The sequence below is a fragment of the Paenibacillus sp. F024 genome (genome assembly GCF_057814255.1).
Genome location: NZ_JBVASZ010000037.1, coordinates 1 through 18865, shown reverse-complemented (window position 1 = coordinate 18865; position 18865 = coordinate 1). Strand labels below are relative to the sequence as shown.

Below are 18865 nucleotides of genomic sequence, written 5' to 3'. Positions count from 1 at the left end.
TCTCCTTTTCAACCTATCTGGGGAGAATATCTCTGTCAAAAATTGAGGTAGGTATCCAAAGGGTACAGCAGGCATTCGGAACATCGACGATCCCGCTGATCCGGCCTTCGACCGGGGCCGTACTGAGCAGCATGTATGCTTGTTCACCGGTTAAACCCATTGTTGTTTTCAGGTACTCGATCGCATTCAAGCAGGCCCGGCGATACGCTATGTGGGCATCAAGATAATGCTGCTCGCCCGTTGTCTCATGGACGGAAATCCCCTCAAATACAAGGTACTCCGAATAATGAGGATCAACCGGCCCCGGTTTAAATACGGGATTTTCGATGATATTGTATTTGGCCATGCCTCCCTTGATAAGATCCACATGAAGATCCACCCAACCGGCCATCTCAATGCCGCCGCAGAAGGAAATCTCACCATCGCCCTGAGAGAAATGAAGATCTCCTAAGGAAAGCTTGGCGCCATCCACAAACACAGGGAAGTAAATGCGCGTGCCCTTGGACAGATTCTTAATATCGCAGTTTCCGCCATGCTCCCGGGGAGGCACCGTACGCGCCGCTTCCCGGGCAATCCGGTTGAACTCCTCTCCTTTCAGCGAGCCGAGTACAGCGCTATCCGGTGAAGGCAGATTTGCCAAGCCGGGCACGCGGTTAGGATCTTTGGCTACAAGATCCTTCTCCCGCTTGTTCCATTTATCCAACAGAGCATGGGAAGGGGCGGTTCCGATTAAGCCGGGATGCAAAATGCCTGCGAATTTAACACCCGGAATATGGCGGGAGGTGGCGTATATTCCGTGGAAATCCCATATCGATTTCGCCGCATCCGGATAATGATCCGTCAGAAAGCCGCCGCCGTTCTGTTTGGCAAAGATCCCGTTAAACCCCCATTGCGATTCTGCCAATGTCCCTATATCCAGGATATCCACAACCAGCAAATCTCCCGGCTCCGCACCGTTGACCCAGACCGGTCCACTCAACACGTGTACGCGATGCAAATTGACATCCCGAACGTCAGACGGATCGTCATTGTTCTGTATCTGCCCATCCGTCCAGTCTTTGCACTCCATGCGAAATTCCGTTCCCGGATTGACGGAGACGGTAGCCGGAATATCGGGATGCCAGCGGTTATGCCCGGGAGTGTCCTGCTCCTCCATCGGTTTGTTCAAATCCACACGAAACAATACATCAGCCATTCCAAACTCCTCCTTATCACCGTTGTATTGGTTTAAAGCCCGTTTTCCCGCTAACCCGTGTGCCGTAATAGATGATGACAAAGAACGCTGCGCAAAGGATGGCGGTGCCATACGCGGCGGCATTCCCGACCGAATCCCAAATTCCGATCAATGTGAGATAAGCGGGTATCGTCGCGGTAATCCAAGCCTGAATTAAAGTCACCCAGCCGGTAAATTTCGCAATGTCTTTTTTCAGCCCCAGGAGCAGGAAAAACAAAGTCCAAAGAAAAGCCCACATCAGCCAAATGATGCCGAACTTTACATCCTGAAACTGCACAAAGCTGACCATTCCGTAACCGACAGCCATCACAGCCACCCATAAGGAATACCATCCCACTCCCGACCCATCGTACCCTGTAAGGTTGGTGATCCCGACATATAAATAGGTCAGACCGAACAAGAACACTCCGGATGCGTTAAAAATGGCCCAAGCGTCTCCTTTCGCGGTGAGAATCAAATAAAAGGGTGTAATCACCTGCATCGTACCGATAAAAAGATTAAATATGCCGGCACTTTTGACATTCACTTTTCCGAGCAGCATCAGGCTGTTAATAAAAAGCACCGCACCTACATATAAAAGGCCAACCGTCCCCATGCCCGCATCACCCTCCACTGCAATTAGTAAACTCCAAAAAGGGAGGCCTTTGAAATGAATGATATATATACGATCTTGACCGACATTGCAGCCTCAACACAGGTCCATCATTGGTTCAGAGCTGTGATGGATATACTGTCGTCTTTTTTGGTGCCCGAGAAAACGATCGTTGCCTGACCGCTAATATCCGACCCGATCATCAATTCCGCCAGAGGAACCTCCACGTGCCGGCGCATCGCTCTCTTTAAAGCGCGGGCGCCATACCGCTTGTCATAACCCTCTTCGACCAAAAACGCTCTGGCCGACTCATCCAGCTCCAGCCGGCAATCCTGTTTGCGAAGCCTGCTGTTCAGCTGCATGACCAACGTATCGACGATATCGTGCATAGTGTTTTGCTTGAGCGTATTGAACGTGATGATCTGATCGATCCGGTTGATAAATTCGGGCTTAAACGTATGCTCAAGCTTCTTTTTTAAAATTTTATCGAGCAAAGCTCCATCCTGATCGCCCCAATAACGCGGATTCATATAATGAAGCATTCGTTGAAAAAGGTAGGAAAACCGATTTTCGGAAAAATGGAACATCTCCCGTGCTCCTACGTTGCTGGTCATAAAAATGATGGCGTTCCGAAAATCAATTTTTTCTTCGCCCGAAGCAATGGTAATCATCCCGTTATCAAAAATGTTCAATAACGTTTGAATCACCTGCGGACTGGCTTTTTCGATTTCGTCAAACAAAACGATGCCCGGCCTGCTAAATGTCCCTTCGATTTTTTCTTTATCGAGAATTGTAGAGCCCTCTTTGCTGCCGACATACCCGGGAGGAGAACCGGTAAGAGCAGCGGTATAATGATCCAGCGACAGCGTGTTCATGTCCACCCGGCAAAAATGATCGCGATTCCCATAAACGGCTTCCGCAAGCACCCTGACGATCTCCGTCTTGCCTACTCCCGTAGGGCCCATGAACAGGGCAATAAAGAGGGGCTTATCCGGATCGGATATATCGGCACGTACGATCTTCAGCATATTTTCGATGATTGTCATGGCTTTTTCCTGACCGAAAATCCGGCTGTTCATCCGCTGCATGACTTCATCCACATCAAATTTAAAGCGCGATAGGGGTTTTCTTTTGCCCGTATGGATCAGCGGCTCGATCTCGCCCGCGTTCCGTTCGGCTTCCCTCTCCTTTTGCTGTTGCTGCACCGCCATCGCTTGCAGCTTATCATTAATGAAAGGCATTTCTTCTCCTCCTTTCCGCTTGAACGCCTAAATCCTGTATTATCGGCAGCAAAACAATGCTTCTCCGCTGAAGCTTAGGCTCCGGCTTCCTTAGCCTTACCCTCATGCGGGATTCCTTCAATTGGACATTCGGCCGTACCCGCCGTAGACCTTGTAATCGCCTCCACATTCTCGCGGGCTTTTTCCGCATCCATGACCCAGGTTCTGTAAAACTCAAACGGGCACTCCGCCACTCCCTTGTCTCCTTCTCCCGAATTGATGGTTCCCGTATACCCCCGGTGAAGCAGTTTAAACAGGTGATTTTGCGATTGCGCGTTCTTGCGGAAGTCCCGAATCTGCGAAACGGAAAGCTCCGCATATTGAATTCCGTTTTCTTCCTCCCCGCACTCACCCAGCGTCCGTCCGTCAAAGCCGATAATAGCCGAATGGCCGAAATAGGAATATACCCCGTCAAATCCGCTGGCGTTGGCTACGGCCACGTAGGTGTTGTTGGCCCATGCCATCGATTTGGCCATCATCACCTGCTGGTCCTTGGCCGGGTACATATATCCTTGACATCTGACGATGAGCTCCGCGCCCCGCATTGCGCAGTCACGCCAGATCTCGGGATAATTGCCGTCGTCGCATATAATTAAACTGATTTTCAGTCCTTTTGGCCCGACGGTAGCATAAGTGCAATCTCCGGGGTACCACCCTTCGATAGGGACCCAAGGAATGATTTTTCGGTATTTTTGAACGATCTCGCCTTTATTGTTCATAAGGATCAGCGTATTGTACGGAGCCTTGTTGGGATGATCCTCGTGCCTTTCCCCCGTTAATGAAAAAACACCCCATGTGTTGGCTTGTCTGCAGGCTTCCGCAAAAATCTCCGTCTCTTCTCCCGGAATGGCAGCCGCCGTATCATACATTTCTTGTTCGTCATACATGATTCCCATGGTGCTGTACTCCGGAAACACGACCAAATCCATACCCGGCAGCCCTTTTTTCATCCCGACGATCATATTGGCGATGTTTCTTGCATTTTCCAAAACCTCTGCTTTGGTGTGCAGGCGGGGCATTTTATAGTTCACAACCGCCACGCCTACCGTATCATTACTGCTGGAGATGTCACCATGTCTCATTTCCACATACCTCTTTTCGATTGGATTTGGACTGACACCTATCTTATCTAAGCAAAAATCATGCCAACAAAAAATACACAACACTCTCCGTTTATCGACATGCTGCAGCAGCTATAAAGTGTTACAAACTGTTCACCCTCACTCTCGGTTCTGGTTTTACCTGTTTATCGGGTGTTAATTGTGTCTGCTTTGTGTCCGCATTATAACATTCCCATCATTGATCTTTCGGACAGCAATGTCACATATTGTGTACAGGCTGCTTGAGAACTGTTCACTTCTAATCAAATTGACACTTGGTATCTTTTGCTATATTGTTTTACTTGTATACATCGGTTACGATCCGCGAACCAAGCTTCTGCATGTCAGCCTCTTTGTCTCAACCACTCCATGTATGTAAACTTGACTACACCATTTCCGGCTAGGCGTTTCCTTCATCATTCAATGGGTACCCGCTGCATTTTATGGTGATCTAAGGAGGGATTTATATAGTGGCTGCAATGGTTATGGATGAAGTGAAAATCGGAATTCTATTTTCATTAACGGGAACGACCGGTGTGTCGGAACGCGGACAATATCAATCCGCTCTGCTGGCCATTAAACAAATCAATGAACAAGGCGGAATAAAAGGAAAGCGCTTACTACCCGTGGTGGAAGATATCTCGTCCGATCCGTTTCTCGCCGCGAAAAAAGCGGAAAAGCTGATTCTCCAGGATAAGGTCATCGCTCTGATCGGGCTGTATACTTCCGTTTGCCGGAAGATGATTATTCCCCTCCTCGAGAAGCATGATGCCCTGCTGCTCTATCCGACGCAGTATGAAGGGGAAGAACAGAGCCCGAACATCTTTTATTGCGGACCTTTACCCAACCAGCAATTGCTTCATTTTATCCCCTGGATTTTTGCTCATTTGGGCACGTCGTTTTATTTGATCGGTTCGGACTATATCTATCCCCGGGAAACCAATAAGCATATTCATAATCTGATCCAATTTCACGGAGGGTCGGTCGCCGGCGAATCCTACGCTCCGCTTGGTACGCAAAAATTTTATACCCATTTAAAAGAAATCGAACAAACGAATCCGGATGTCGTATTCTCTACCCTTGTCGGAGAAAGCGCCATAGCCTTTTACCAGCAGTATCATCAGGCGGGATTTACCAGCCCGATTGCCAGCACGATTACCGCGGAAACCGAAATACAGGCGATCCAAAGCGAGTACGCGGCCGGCCATTACTCATCCTTTCCCTATTTCAAATCCGTTCAATCTCCGGTTAATCAGCAATTTGTCACGGAATACCGCCGTACTTACGGGACGGAAACCATCAGCTCGGCCATGGAGAACGCCTATAACAGCGTCCTGCTGCTTGCAGAAGCGCTCCGCAAATCCAAAACGATCGGCAGAACGGCACTGCGGCATGCATTGCCAGGGTTAGCGCTCAATGCTCCCCAGGGTACGATTCGGGTCGATCCGAAAAATCATCATTTATGGCTGAACACTCGAATCGGGAAAGTGAACAAGCACGGGCAATTTGATATCATATGGGAATCGGATTCGCCGATCGGCCCTGTGCCATTCAGCGATTACCTGTCTACCCGCAGCAAATTGGAGGCCGAAGGCCGCTTTACAGCTCAGGACCGTCTGAACATCAAATTAAATCAATGCAAAGTCCTGATTGAACAAATAAAAAACGTGACGCAAGCTTTTCCGTTTACCTTTGCTTATTTCGATAACGAAGGTACTTTATTGGAAACGTTCGGTCATGAGAAGCACCCTTTTCCCTTTCATATTCCTCAGCTTGAACCGAATGTCGACTGGTTGCAGCCCGCCTTAAAAAAATCCGCCATCGGTTTGGCCTTAACCGGTCATACCACCGTAATCCTGCAAGGGGCGGAACACGACATTCCGGAGCTTGACAACATGATTTCCATCGGAATTCCGATTAAAGGAGACAAAGGTACGCTGCAGGGGGTGTTGGGCGTATTTCTTGATAAGGCGTCCAAAGGTCCCGACGCCTCTTTTGATCTGATCGTCAGCTCTCTAACCCGGATTATTCATTCTTGTGTAGAAACGATAGAAAAGAACGAGCTGACTAAGACGTTCCAAAGGATGCTTCATGACGTATCCGGATTAATACCGGAAAGCCTTTTTGTCATAAAAGGCGATGAGATTCTGTTCAGCAGCGGCTCCGCTCAAAAGCTCTTCATGAAAAACAGCCATACCGTTCGCGCCATTCTCTCGGAGATTTCCAATCAATCTCCTTTTCAAGCCGAAACGTTCCTCCGTAAACGGGCGGCTGAAGATTTGTTTGAAATTCGGGTAGTACCCTCCGGCGCCTATGATTACGTCTATATCAATCAATTCAGTAACGACTGCGAAGCTGCGCTGGTTAAAGATAAGCACAAGCTGCTCATCAAAGATATCATAGGCTCGAGCCACCGGTTTCTGCAGGCCGTTAATTTGGCCAAGTCCGCTGCGAGAATCGAAGCTAACGTATTGATACTCGGAGAAAGCGGAACAGGAAAAGACGTTTTTGCCAGGGTGATTCATAATGAAAGCGAACGTAGAGATAAGCCGTTTGTAGCATTAAACTGTGCCGCGATCCCGCGCGAGCTGATTAATGCCGAGCTGTTCGGTTATGTAGACGGAGCTTTTACAGGAGCGAGACGGGGAGGAAATCCCGGGAAATTTGAAGCGGCTAACGGCGGGACATTATTTCTTGATGAAATCGGCGATATGCCGCTTGAGCTGCAGGCCACCCTCCTCCGCGTCCTGCAGGAGCGGGAGGTCTATCGGGTGGGAGGCCATAAACCGATTCCGGTTGATGTTAGAATCATAGCCGCCACTAACAAAAAAATTAATCAGGAAATCATTTATAGCGGTTCATTTCGAAGCGACTTGTACTACAGACTCAATGTTTTTACGATTGAGCTGCTCCCTCTTCGTGACCGTATGGATGACATTCCTGAATTGGCATCTTATTTCGTAAAAGAACTAAACGGCACTTCAGTTCTACCCCATAAGACCATTACGGATCAAGCGCTGCAGCACTTTTTGTCATACAGCTGGCCGGGGAATATCAGGGAGCTGCGCAATGTGGTGGAGCGAGCATTTTATATTGCCGGGCAGTCGCAGTTCATCAGGGCAGAGCATCTGCCGGAGCATCTCATCCATCATTCGGCCGGTACGATGACGGGGGAAATGGAACCGTTTGAGCATAAGCTTGTATTAAAAAAGGCGGATGTGCAAAAAGAACGCGGACTTCTCATTGAAGCGCTGAAGCAGTATCGGGGCAATATCAGCAAAGCAGCCAAGCATCTGGGTCTTTCCCGTACAACGCTTTATCGTAAGATGAAGGAATATAACATTTTAAAGGCGTAAATTGAAATGAGACCAAACGGAGTCGAAGAACCGCGTAACTCCGTTTTTTTGTGCCTCGGCAGTAAGATGAAGAGATTTCACCATCTTTTTTTTCCAAGTAATGCACAATCGTACAAGCATCAACCCGATTTTCACATACATTATTGTATTAAGGTAAAAACAATGAGGTGATACCATGAAAAAGCGTCGGCGATTAAAAGCAGTTAGGGCAAAAATGTGGGTTGGTCAATTCGTTTGTGCGGTATTAAACGATGGCAGTTATTACATGGGGAATGTGATCGATGTTAAAAACGGCAAGATGGTTCTATCGGGAGTTAAGGGAAACGGTCGCCTCCCGTTATCTGTGTATCCAACTGACAAAGCCAAAATATCGGGATTATTAGGGTCTCTTTTCGGAGGGCAAGGCGGAAGCAATCCATTAGGGGCTCTTCAGGGCAATAATACAGGAGGACAAGGGTTTTTAGGTAACATGTGGCCAAAAATTCGCTTTGGGATCGGAATGGTTAAATTTTTATGGCCTATGTTCAGTAAGTTTTCCATTTAATGTGTTCCGTTTAGTTTTATCCACCTGACCCGGCTTATCTGTCAGGTTACATACCTAGCCCTTACATTTCTGATGTTCATCGTCACTCCAGCTCTGGAGCAATGTGCTTATTATGTCCTTGATGTATGACCTCATGAAACAGGTTATCCTTTGATTTTTGTTGATGCTGTTTCAAAATCAGGTTTAACTGATCCGTTATTTTTTCCATTTCCGCTTTGGTTACCGGCTGAGCATGCTTCATTAATTCATATCCGAGCTCCCCGCTCATTTCTATGGTAGCCGTCTTTACATCCGTAAAAGAAGCAATCCCCTTCGACCTCAATTTGGCCTCTAACTGATCGACGGACAAACGCAGCTTCCTCATGTTCTCCGTTATCATTTTTCCATCTTTAATGACAAGCGTCGCTTTGCCCATAAACAATTTTTCCATCAAATCAAATTTTATCGACAGGTATTGCAGAAGGATTAAAAGCGCTACAAAAACACACAGAGTCATAATGGTTTTCCATAGCCCATCCTCTGAAACCGCATGTCCTGTAACCGACGCCATCGCCAAAAGCGTAATAATCTCGAGGCCCGTCATTTCCCCGACTGTTTTTTTGCCAAGAATCCGCAATAAGCAGAATCCGGCAAATAATACAGCTAAAGCTTCCAAAATAAAACTGAAATCCACACTGGTTTCCCCTTTTACACTAAAATTTCGATAACATCACTTTACCTTTGCCGGCTTAATCGAACCCATTCTTGTCCATGTACGTCATCCAATCCAATTCAATTCAGAATTATACAACCCTTAATAATTAAATTATGTACGAATTTCCATGTTTTTAGACATTCCCCGGGAAATTACCGTTACAATCCCTACCCTCATTTTAAATTTTCAAGAACATTTTTCCCATAAAAAAATCCCCCCTTATTAATAGTGCTTGATCCGTCTAATCCGCCGGATTTTTGACACCATCAACCTTGAGGGAAATGTAACTTTATGAAATAAACGTTTGTAACTGTAAGGGGTTTTGAGTTTAAGCCGTTTGATTTTGAGCGGATGGGATGAGATCTTGATCGAGAATAGGCGAATCAATAAAATCTTGATCCATAAAGTTGTTCAATATGTTTGCATTAAGACTAATACCAAATACTTGGGCATTGCCAAACATACTCTTTCCGTTCGCATTCCAACCCGGTTGATTGACTTCTCCAACAGAAACTGTCGCATCCCGGTTGATTGTATACACATTAATGGCAACAAAATTAACCGAAAAAGCCATACGCACACCTCCCAAATGTAAGCATACTACCCAGTCTATTCAGGTCATCCAGCCCTGGTACGATTCACCCTGATGCTTTTCAAAAATAAATAAAAGGGATTCATTTTTATCATACTCATGCCGGAGTCCCTTTAGAATCGACGGGAATATATAAACCTTGCGACATGTCCTTTTCTCCAAAAAATTAATTCGGAATAATGACCAAGGACAACATCTCATTGAATATACTAGGCATAAACGGCATTAAAGAAGGGATGTTTCTTATGGCTCTTTCTATTAACTTTGTGTCGATCAATGTCAACGCTGTAAACCGGGAAGGCCTGATTTCCGTCGGGGAAAATAATCAGCCGGGTTGGAGCGCACACGGAAAAGCCATGTTCGGCAATTGTCAGGTGTTTGGACTGAGCTTCATCGCCAACGTGGCCAACACTATGATAGATAGCGATATTTTGGATTCACCTATTGAAGATCAGGATATGCTGCCAACAACGCAAAGCCAAATCGCCTAATCTTGAACCGGGCCGCGATTAAGCCATTGTCTGAACACACACAGCATAGAAAAAGCCCCCTGATCAAGGGAGCTTTTTGCTGTGTGCCAATCAGATGATGCGTTTTTTGTGTCAGCGGCAAGCATTTTGCAATTAGATGTAAAATGCTCTGGTAATGATAACCAAAAGGATGAAAAGAACAAGAATAATTCCAATAGTAGCACCATAACCTGCACAGCTAAAACCAGCAACAGCACTCATTGGTCAGCACCTCCTTGCTTGAATTTAACTACATCAACAACTTATGAATGGATAACAAAATATGTTTGGACAGATGAACCGGTTTTAAATAATTTTTAAAAAGCTTCTGATCGAAGCCCTTTCGATGAAGATACTACTTTGGGAGGATGTGTCCAAATGAAAGCTGTTGCAGCCATCATTGGAGAAGGTCTATTAGCCGATATCGTAATCAAAGAAGTGTCTCAGCAATATCAAACCGTTCATCAGACCGATTTGTCCGCAGGAATTCCTGAAGGGGCCGAACTGGTTATACTGTTACAGAATGACCGGCAATTTATCGATTATCACGAGTCTGAAGAGATCCTGCAGAAGGCCGGCATACCTTGTCTGCACGGATACATTTCATTGGATGAAGGGGTAGTCGGACCGTTAGTTTATCCGGGCAAGCCGGGGTGCTCCGTATGTGCGCAGACCCGTCGTTATATGGCGGGAAACGAGTCCAAAGAAATGTTAAACGTACTAGATGACTTGCCGCTGTTTGGGGACATCCCCCGCAGTGTAAGAAGTTCACCCTCAGGATTGCTCCAAGCGGCTCACCTGCTTGTTTCAGAGACGCAGAGAATACTGAAGGGCAGCCAAGCCCATACAAAAGAACATATGTACATCATTGACCTTAAGACACTGGAGAGCTCGCGGCATTTCTTTCTGCCTGATCCATTATGCCACGTATGCGGCCGATTGCCTGACGATTCATCCGACGCTGCCCGGATTTCCTTGCAGTCCCGACCCAAGACCGGCGACGGAAGTTATCGCTGCCGGCCGATCGAGGTGCTGAAGGATGTTCTGGATAAAGACTACCTGGACTCCAGAACAGGTTTATTTAATGCAAAAATGCATGATCTCCTATCGCCCTTTGCTTCTGTAACTGTAAATCTCCCAACGTTCACAACGAGAGACGAGGTCACTGCAGGACGGAGCCACTCTTATGCGAGAAGCGAATGGTCTGCCCTTCTGGAAGGGTTGGAGCGCCGATGCGGATCGGCTCCCCACGGAAAAAAAACCGTCATCTGCGACAGCTTTAACCAGCTTGCCGATCAAGCAATCAATCCCGCCAAGGTCGGCTTATACACCAAGGAGCAATACGCCCGGTCCGATTTCCCGTTCGAGCCCTTTGACCCGGACAGCCCGATGAATTGGGTATGGGGCTTTTCATTTTTGCACGAGCACCCCATACTTGTTCCTGAATCTCTTGCCTACTACAGCCCAATCTACGGTGGCGGCTTTGTGCAAGAAGGTTCCAACGGGTGCGCTTTAGGGGGAAGCTTGGAGGAAGCCATTTTCTACGGATTGCTGGAAGTGGTGGAGCGAGACTCGTTCCTGATGACATGGTATGCCAAGCTGGCTGTCCCCCGTCTTGATGCCTTTTCCGCTAATGATCAAGAATTGCAGTTGATGGTACAAAGGATACAGGCTGTAGCTGGATACCACATTCATTTATTTAATATTACGATGGAGAACGGAATTCCGAGCATTTGGGCATTGGCGAAAGCCGGACATCCCGAGAAAATGAATATCATCTGTGCAGCCGGCGCTCACGTAGATCCTATACAAGCGGCGAAAAGTGCGGTTCACGAACTAGCCGGCATGATGGTTGTACTTCAAGAAAATTTTAAAGCGGGCCGGGAAGAAATCATCGGCATGTTTCATGATTCAAACAGGGTATGGCAAATGGAGGATCATGTGATGCTGTACGGTTTGCCGCAATCGGAAGAGCGGCTGAGCTTCTTGTTGGACAGACATCGTCCACTGCGTACGTTTGATGAAGAATTTAAACCAAAAGTACACCATTGGGATCTGACCAATGATTTGAGGGACTTGATTAACGTGTTTCGCCGATTGAACCTCGATGTGATTGCGGTAGATCAGACTTCACCCGAAACGCTGCGTAACGGGTTGTATTGCGTAAAAGTGCTGATTCCGGGAATGCTGCCAATGACGTTCGGCCATCATCTTACCCGTTTGGCAGGGCTGGACAGAGTGCTTAGGGTTCCTGTGCAGCTCGGGTACGCAAAGAAGCCTCTGACATTACAGCAGCTTAATTCCTATCCGCATCCTTTTGTATAAATCGCTGCCTGAATGGGCTTGCATGAGTATTCGTACATTTTCGAAATCACTTCCAATGTGTCCAATTCACAAACCGATCGCTCTCATATGATGTAGAAGATACTCAGAAAGGAGGTTATCGCTATGGGATATGTTGGTGGAGCAGGCTTTAGCTGCGCTGGTTTCGGCTTGACTACAGCTGTAATTCTCGTGCTGTTTATTCTGTTGGTGATTGTCTCTACAGCTTGGTTTATCTAATTTATAACTCCAAACACTCGGCAATATAGTTTTAAAACAAGGGAGGCAAGCCTGTATTTATCACAGCTTGCCTCCCTTCGATTTTATCCCGGATATCTTTTACCCATTTGGCAGGACTGGACAGAGTGCTCAGGCTTCCTGTGCAGCTCAGATACGCAAAGCAGCAGGTAATGAAACGATACAGCAGCTTAATCCCCCCCCATCCGGATCCTTTGGTATCATTCGCTGCCTGAACGAGTATATACACATTTATCAAAACATTGCCAAGATGTCCAGTTCATAAACCGATCGCTCTCATATGATGTAGAAGCAATTCGGAGAGGAGGTTAACGCTATGGGATATGTTGGTGGGGCAGGCTTTAGCTGCAGCTGCGCTGGCATCGGCTTGACTACAGGCGTAATTCTTGTGCTGTTTATTCTGTTGGTCATTGTTTCTACAGCATGGTTTATCTAATTAAAAATTCAAGCGCTCGGCAATATGGTTTTAAAACAAGGGAGGCAAGCCTGCAATTATAGCAGCCTGCCTCCCTGATATTTTTATCCTTTTATACATAATAAAGATGAACTTATTCCCGACAAACCGTTTGCGGCTAGACTTTGGCATTCATAATCGAATGCATTAACAACCGCACGATTTTCTCAAAATCAAAGAAGTCGGTAACGAAATGTGTTTTTCATAAGCAGGATTATTCATTTTATTTAAGAGTAAGTCGAAAGCCGTTTTTCCGATCGTCTCGGGTGGCAGGCTGACATTGCTTATAGGAGGATCAGCAATGGCTGCCGCCTCAAAATCTCCAAAGCCGATTAATGCAACATCCGCGGGAATTCTTTTAGACATGCTTCGAATCGCTTGAACTACACCCACTGTCATTAAATCGCTTAAAACAAAGATAGCCGTAATGTCCGGTTCCTGAGTCAGAAGCATTTTGGCCGCATCCTCCCCGCCCTGCGTTCTCGCGTGACCTTGTTTCAAATAGCTGCTATTAAAGGGGATCCCGTGCTCTTTTAATGCTGCTTTGTGCCCCTCAAGCCGATGAACTGTAGTTGTTACATCAGGTACCGAGTAAATCACACCGATATTGCGATGTCCATGCTGAATAAGATGTACTGTTGAATCATAGCCCGCTTGGAAATCATCCGCCGTCACTCTAGGCACATTGGGATATCGCGGGTCGAAACGGTTTACCAATACGACAGGAAATTTCAGCTCGAACAAATCCTTTAAATAATCGATATTGCTGCTTGTAGGTGACAGGATAATGCCATCGACCATCTTGGAACGAAGCAATTGAATCGTTTCTCTTTCATACATTTCATTTTCATTCGTATTCACAAACAGCAAGTGATAGCCACATTCCCTGGCTCGAATGCTCACCCCGTTAATGTAACCGGTTACATAAGTATCCGGATAGCTGGATACTACGAGCGCCGCTGTTTTTGTTTTTTGTTTGCGTAAGCTTTTAGCTGATGAGTCTGGAACGAAGTTATATTTTTCAATCGCCTTAAGTACTAGCCTTTGAGTTTCTTCCGATATTTTCTTAGTACCATTAATAACATGTGAAACGGTAGAGATGGAAACTCCAGCTTCTTTGGCTATGTCTTTCATTGTAATACTCATGTCAATCCTCCTAAGTAAAACGTTTTACCCAGATAAATTTTATCGTGTATAAATTAAATTATCAATAAAAATATTGCTGTAAGCCTAGATGTACATCTTGATGTCATGAAATTCCTTTACAAAAAAATCGAATTAGTTTTTGCTACCTTTTAATTTGTGGTATAATCCATAGGGATTACTGTTGAATTTTATTGTTTTTTAAAATTATTTGTTATATATTTAGATGAGATTTTGCTAAGATGACATTCAAATGGATGTAATAAGCAGCTTCTAGAGAGGTGATTGGAAACTATGAAAATGTTTATTGAAGAACGAAGAGAGTCGATTTTAAAATATATCAGGGAACATACAAGGGCGACAGTAAAGGAATTAGCCGAATACTTGCATGTATCCGAAGCAACTTTAAGAACAGATCTTAAAGAGATGGAAGTGAACGGGCTGCTCACACGAACGCACGGAGGCGCGACGCTGCCCGAGTTACCGAAGGATGAAACCGGATTTAGCTTTTCTGTCCGCGAGAAAATCAATCAGCAGGAAAAGATCGCTATTGCCAAGCAGGCTGTTTCTTATATCGATAGCGGACAGTGTATTCTTCTGGATGCAAGCTCGACATCCTTGGAGCTTGCTCGAATTTTAAAAAAGCTTTCTCTTCGATTAACGATTTTAACCAACGGCATTTATACCGCAATAGAGCTCCAAGAAAACCCCAACTTTACTGTTATTATGGTCGGCGGTGTTTTACGTCTCGGCGCTGTGGGTACAGAAGGTAATTTGGGCAGCGCTCTATTTAAAGAAATCAATGTGGATACGATGTTTACATCAGCCAACGGGTTTTCGCTTGAGGACGGTTTAACCGACTTTAACGTGTATGAAGTAGAGCTAAAGAAATCGATGGTTGCCTCAACGACAAAGTTAGTGGCCCTGCTGGACTATTCAAAGCTCGGTAAAAAATCGATTGCCTCGTTTGCCTCGTTGGATCAGATCGATACGATCATCACCAACGAGAATGCCGACCCACTCCTTTGCGAAGAACTGAAAAAGAAAAATATTCATGTCATTTTAGCCCCTTCTGTTTAGAATGACGCTTGCCATTACTCCCTACTTGATAGGGAGTTTTTTATTTGCTTTAGCCTTCAACCTCCTTCATACTCCTGTGAAAATGTTGTTTCACGATCTAAAACAGCAATGAAAATTATTAAATAACAATTTACAAATAAAATATTCGACAGTTTCGATAATAAATGTTAAAATAAAAATATAAAAAATAAAAAAACAAAACTTTTTTTTAAACAATTCAACAGACGGATAATAACGTACATTTGGAAAATCAACTTGCACAAGGATGTGAGTCTAGCATGCGAAAATTATTCGTATGTATTGATTGGGAAAAATATAACGGAACCGTACATCTAGACTGCAATCATGTGAGAAATTTTCTGCATGCCGGCACTCCGGAAACGAGCGATCACTGGTTAGATTTTGATAATTTAGAGGATGCTGAGCATCATCTTAACAAGATCCCTATGCTCAAGGTGCTTCATTGTAATTATTGCTTTTCTTGGCATTAGCAAGGATGTATGGAAGCCGTAACTCTTCGAACAAGAACTCATGGCTTTCTTCATGAATTTGCCTCCCTAAAAAAGATGGCCCCTTTTTTTTGGAAAGGGACCTCCGTTATCAATCGATTAGCGAGCATTAATCGTGTATAATATTTCTTTAAAGCTTGTCATGCTCCAAGCTGCCCTACCGATAAACAAGCCGTTGACATGGAGACCTTCCAAATATTGCAGATAGTTGGAGGTGTTGACACTGCCACCATACAAAACTGGCATATCCTTTCCGGCTTGAGGATACAGCTCTACAATCACGCTGCGAATATGATGGTGAAGATCATGGACATATGACGGATCTGCAGGAATACCTGATGTACCAATCGCCCATACGGGCTCATAGGCGATGATGACCTGCTTTACTTGCTCTTCTGTAATCCCTTTGAGGCATACCTTCAATTGAGAGGAAATCACCTCATAAGAGATACCGTTATTCTTCTGTTCCGCATTCTCGCCAATACAAATGAGCGGCTTCATGCCATATCGCAGTGCGGCTTTCGCCTTCTTGTTAATCTCCTCGTCATTTTCATTGTAATATTGTCTGCGCTCCGAGTGACCTAGTTCGATCAAATCCAACCCGATTTCAGATAGCATCTTGGGAGATATTTCCCCTGTGTAGGCTCCTTCGTCCTCCCAATGCATATTTTGAGCTCCTAACTTTAGTCGTGAGGAACGGATCCGGTCTTTTATCGGCCATAAGGATGTGTAAGGAGGAATTATAAAAAGCTCGATATTCTCTTTTAGCTGTTCCAACACCAGCAGGAGCTCTTCGGTATACGCGATTCCCTCCTCCAATGTCTTATGCATTTTCCAGTTCGTACCGATCCACAGCTTATTCATTTACGACAGCTCCTGTATTTTCTAACCATTCGCGTTTCGAACGAAAGATAATCCAAACGGAAGTTGCCCCCGCATCCTGGAACCCGATAGCCCTTTCACCGAGTGATTTGGCACGGCCGAATTTGGAGATATAATTTTTGGAGTTTTCTACGCCGGCCTTAGCCGCTTCTTCAGCTGCACGGAATGCAGTCAACAGATCGCTGTTTTTATTCGCTTGCGCACGCAAAGCTTCAACAGCCGGCTGCAGCGCATCGATCATCGTCTTGTCTCCCAAGTCCGCTTTACCGCGATCCTTTATGGCTTGAAGAGCCTTTTCCAGCATTGACGCCAAGGTGTTCACATCCAGCGTTTCCGTAGCTGGAGTGCCTTTTACCCCACCAATGAACATAGTTCCGAAAATGACGCCGGAAGCTCCGCCCATCGAATTGATCATGGACATCCCAATCGTTTTGAATACATCTTGTACGCTGTTCAATTGAGCGGCAGGCAGGTTTTTGTTAGCTTCCGTAAAGCCCACTTGCATCCCGATACCGTGATCTCCATCCCCGATCGCGCTGTCCACTTCGGTTAAGTAAGGCTTACTGTCAATGACTTGATTTCCTACATAAATATACATATCACGGACTTGCTCGATCGTTAAGGCATTCGCCATGGCTAAACACTCCTATTTGTTTTTTTCGTATAAAATGGGGTATGCGCCGGATGGTCATAAAATGTCTTCAACTCTTCATCCACCTTCATGAGTGTAATGGAGAGCCCACCCATCTCTTGCGTTGTGCAATAGCTGTTCATTGCCGTATCATAAACAGAAATTCCTTTTTCACGCAAAATGGCCGCTACTTTTCGATTGACAATCATCAATTCCATTAAAGTCGTGGAACCCAGACCGTTGATTAAGACGCACACCTCATCACCGCTTTGGTAAGGAAGATCATTAAGAACGTAGCTCATCATCTTTTCCGTCAATTCATCTGCAGGCATAAGCTTTGTTCTTTGAACTCCCGGCTCGCCGTGAATCCCCATGCCGAATTCAATTTCATCTTCAGCCAAGGTGAAGGTCGGCTTTCCGGAGCTTGGAATAATACCGGGGGAAAGCGCAACACCGATAGAGCGAGTATTATCGTTAGCCTTTTGTGCTGCATTCGCTACCTCGTCCAAAGAAAGACCTAAATCGGCTGCCCCTCCTGCAACCTTAAAAACAAAGAAATCGCCTGCGATACCGCGTCGGTCATGAATACGTTCCAATGGTGCCGATGCAACGTCATCATGAATCCGGATCGTTCTTGTTTGGATGTCTTCGAAATCCGCCAGCTCCGCCCCCATATCAAAGTTCAGCACATCGCCGGCATAATTCCCGTACAAGTAAATAACTCCTTTTCCGGCATCGATGGCTTTTGTCACCTCATACACCGTGTTAGGCGTGGGAGCTGCAAAGACGTTCCCGATCGCTACGCCATCAGCCAATCCCTCACCGACAAAACCAAGGAACATAGGCTCGTGTCCGCTGCCGCCGCCTACAAGAACAGCAACTTTATCCTTTTTCTCCTTCAAGATGATTCCTTGAACATCTTTAACTTGAACGTATTCGTTGCCATAGGCTTCCAAGAAGCCCTCCATCATTTCTTTCACGACCTGATCCGGGCTATTGATAATTTTTTTCATTGTTTATCCTCCCATCTAATCCTCATACCATTTGCTTTAGTTGTTCTTATTTAGCTGTAAGCCACTCCACAGGAACCGTAACCAATTCCGGGAACAGAATCAAAAGAATAAGAATAACCGTTTCCGCAAGTAAGAATGGCCATACGCCCCTCATCATGTCATCCATATTTAATCGCGCGACGCCTCCAGCCACATTCAATACGGTTCCAACCGGCGGCGTCAACAGACCCAATGCCCCCGTTAAGATGAAGACGATCCCAAAATATACCGGATCGATTTGGGCAGCTGTGATGAGCGGCATAAGAATCGGTGTAAAAATGAGAATCGTAGGCGTTAAGTCCATCGCCGTTCCCACGATGATCATCAGGATGACGATCACGGTCATCAGAAGTGTCGGAGACCCGATCAACGGAGATAAAAATTCAGTAATCGACGCCGGAATGTTTACGATGGTAATCATCCAGGACGCTACCGCCGATGACGCGATTAAGAACATGACCACGCTCGTCATTTTGGCAGAAGCAACTAACCCTTGGAAAAAATCCTTTAGCTTAAGCTCGCGATGGATGAGCATACCAACGATTAAGGCATATACCGCCGCTACGATCGCCGCTTCGGTCGGAGTGAAAATCCCGCCCTTCATCCCTCCCAGAATTAACACGGGCAAAAACA

19 protein-coding genes are annotated in these 18865 nt (G+C 45.8%); 7 read left to right on the top strand and 12 right to left on the bottom strand.

Features of this window, described 5'->3' with window-relative positions; genetic code table 11:
• Positions 1 to 13 precede the first annotated feature (13 nt).
• The 4 genes from fmdA to ACZYR9_RS23595 form a co-directional block, all read right to left on the bottom strand.
• Positions 14 to 1195: a formamidase gene (fmdA, locus tag ACZYR9_RS23610; protein ID WP_488980870.1), complete on the bottom strand. Its 1182-nt coding sequence runs from the start codon at positions 1193 to 1195 to the stop codon at positions 14 to 16.
• A 16-nt stretch (positions 1196 to 1211) separates the two neighbouring features.
• A complete protein-coding gene (locus tag ACZYR9_RS23605; protein ID WP_430017654.1) occupies positions 1212 to 1829 on the bottom strand; it encodes an AmiS/UreI family transporter in 618 nt (205 codons plus the stop codon).
• Positions 1830 to 1936: 107 nt separating this feature from the next.
• Complete coding sequence (locus ACZYR9_RS23600; protein WP_430017655.1) at positions 1937 to 3067, bottom strand: AAA family ATPase; 1131 nt, start codon at positions 3065 to 3067, stop codon at positions 1937 to 1939.
• Positions 3068 to 3141: 74 nt separating this feature from the next.
• Positions 3142 to 4188, bottom strand: a complete 1047-nt coding sequence (locus ACZYR9_RS23595; protein WP_430017656.1) for an aliphatic amidase — start codon at positions 4186 to 4188, stop codon at positions 3142 to 3144.
• Positions 4189 to 4685: 497 nt separating this feature from the next.
• Here ACZYR9_RS23595 and ACZYR9_RS23590 point away from each other — a divergent pair, with 497 nt between their 5' ends.
• Together ACZYR9_RS23590 and ACZYR9_RS23585 are read left to right on the top strand one after the other, a co-directional pair.
• Positions 4686 to 7562 carry a transporter substrate-binding protein gene (locus ACZYR9_RS23590; protein ID WP_488980885.1) on the top strand — a complete coding sequence of 959 codons (2877 nt, stop codon included), beginning with the start codon at positions 4686 to 4688 and terminating at the stop codon, positions 7560 to 7562.
• Between the two features lie 175 nt (positions 7563 to 7737).
• The gene (locus ACZYR9_RS23585; RefSeq protein ID WP_488980869.1) at positions 7738 to 8106 is read left to right on the top strand and encodes a hypothetical protein; all 369 of its coding nucleotides are present in this window, start codon (positions 7738 to 7740) and stop codon (positions 8104 to 8106) included.
• Between the two features lie 82 nt (positions 8107 to 8188).
• On the opposite strand, the gene ACZYR9_RS23580 is transcribed toward ACZYR9_RS23585, so the two are convergent.
• A complete protein-coding gene (locus ACZYR9_RS23580; RefSeq protein WP_488980868.1) occupies positions 8189 to 8779 on the bottom strand; it encodes a DUF421 domain-containing protein in 591 nt (196 codons plus the stop codon).
• A 349-nt stretch (positions 8780 to 9128) separates the two neighbouring features.
• The gene (locus ACZYR9_RS23575) at positions 9129 to 9374 is read right to left on the bottom strand and encodes a hypothetical protein (protein ID WP_488980867.1); all 246 of its coding nucleotides are present in this window, start codon (positions 9372 to 9374) and stop codon (positions 9129 to 9131) included.
• Between the two features lie 263 nt (positions 9375 to 9637).
• Here ACZYR9_RS23575 and ACZYR9_RS23570 point away from each other — a divergent pair, with 263 nt between their 5' ends.
• Positions 9638 to 9883: a hypothetical protein gene (locus ACZYR9_RS23570; protein ID WP_488980866.1), complete on the top strand. Its 246-nt coding sequence runs from the start codon at positions 9638 to 9640 to the stop codon at positions 9881 to 9883.
• A 132-nt stretch (positions 9884 to 10015) separates the two neighbouring features.
• On the opposite strand, the gene ACZYR9_RS23565 is transcribed toward ACZYR9_RS23570, so the two are convergent.
• Positions 10016 to 10123 (bottom strand): YjcZ family sporulation protein, encoded by a 108-nt coding sequence (locus ACZYR9_RS23565; protein ID WP_488980865.1) that lies wholly within the window; start codon positions 10121 to 10123, stop codon positions 10016 to 10018.
• A gap of 156 nt (positions 10124 to 10279) precedes the next feature.
• On the opposite strand from ACZYR9_RS23565, the gene ACZYR9_RS23560 reads away from it, so the two are divergent.
• The 3 genes from ACZYR9_RS23560 (at position 10280) to ACZYR9_RS23550 (ending at position 12917) form a co-directional block, all read left to right on the top strand.
• Positions 10280 to 12226 carry a TOMM precursor leader peptide-binding protein gene (locus ACZYR9_RS23560; protein WP_488980864.1) on the top strand — a complete coding sequence of 649 codons (1947 nt, stop codon included), beginning with the start codon at positions 10280 to 10282 and terminating at the stop codon, positions 12224 to 12226.
• A 123-nt stretch (positions 12227 to 12349) separates the two neighbouring features.
• Positions 12350 to 12463 (top strand): YjcZ family sporulation protein, encoded by a 114-nt coding sequence (locus ACZYR9_RS23555; protein ID WP_488980863.1) that lies wholly within the window; start codon positions 12350 to 12352, stop codon positions 12461 to 12463.
• A gap of 334 nt (positions 12464 to 12797) precedes the next feature.
• On the top strand, positions 12798 to 12917 hold the full coding sequence (locus ACZYR9_RS23550) for a YjcZ family sporulation protein (RefSeq protein ID WP_488980862.1): 120 nt from the start codon (positions 12798 to 12800) through the stop codon (positions 12915 to 12917).
• Positions 12918 to 13082: 165 nt separating this feature from the next.
• On the opposite strand, the gene ACZYR9_RS23545 is transcribed toward ACZYR9_RS23550, so the two are convergent.
• A complete protein-coding gene (locus ACZYR9_RS23545) occupies positions 13083 to 14081 on the bottom strand; it encodes a LacI family DNA-binding transcriptional regulator (RefSeq protein WP_488980861.1) in 999 nt (332 codons plus the stop codon).
• A 291-nt stretch (positions 14082 to 14372) separates the two neighbouring features.
• On the opposite strand from ACZYR9_RS23545, the gene ACZYR9_RS23540 reads away from it, so the two are divergent.
• Entirely contained in the window at positions 14373 to 15158 is a 786-nt protein-coding gene (locus ACZYR9_RS23540; protein WP_488980860.1) for a DeoR/GlpR family DNA-binding transcription regulator, read from the top strand.
• A 608-nt stretch (positions 15159 to 15766) separates the two neighbouring features.
• Here the strand turns inward: ACZYR9_RS23540 and ACZYR9_RS23535 are convergent.
• From ACZYR9_RS23535 to ACZYR9_RS23520, 4 genes are all read right to left on the bottom strand, one after another.
• A complete protein-coding gene (locus ACZYR9_RS23535; RefSeq protein WP_488980859.1) occupies positions 15767 to 16531 on the bottom strand; it encodes a triose-phosphate isomerase in 765 nt (254 codons plus the stop codon).
• Positions 16524 to 17183 carry a dihydroxyacetone kinase subunit DhaL gene (dhaL, locus tag ACZYR9_RS23530; protein WP_488980858.1) on the bottom strand — a complete coding sequence of 220 codons (660 nt, stop codon included), beginning with the start codon at positions 17181 to 17183 and terminating at the stop codon, positions 16524 to 16526. Before dhaL ends, ACZYR9_RS23535 begins: the two co-directional genes overlap by 8 nt.
• Before the next feature lie 2 nt (positions 17184 to 17185).
• Positions 17186 to 18193 (bottom strand): dihydroxyacetone kinase subunit DhaK, encoded by a 1008-nt coding sequence (locus tag ACZYR9_RS23525; RefSeq protein ID WP_488980857.1) that lies wholly within the window; start codon positions 18191 to 18193, stop codon positions 17186 to 17188.
• A gap of 46 nt (positions 18194 to 18239) precedes the next feature.
• Positions 18240 to 18865, bottom strand: a 626-nt coding sequence (locus ACZYR9_RS23520; protein ID WP_488980856.1) for a TRAP transporter large permease subunit, incomplete at its 5' end; no start/stop codon positions are given.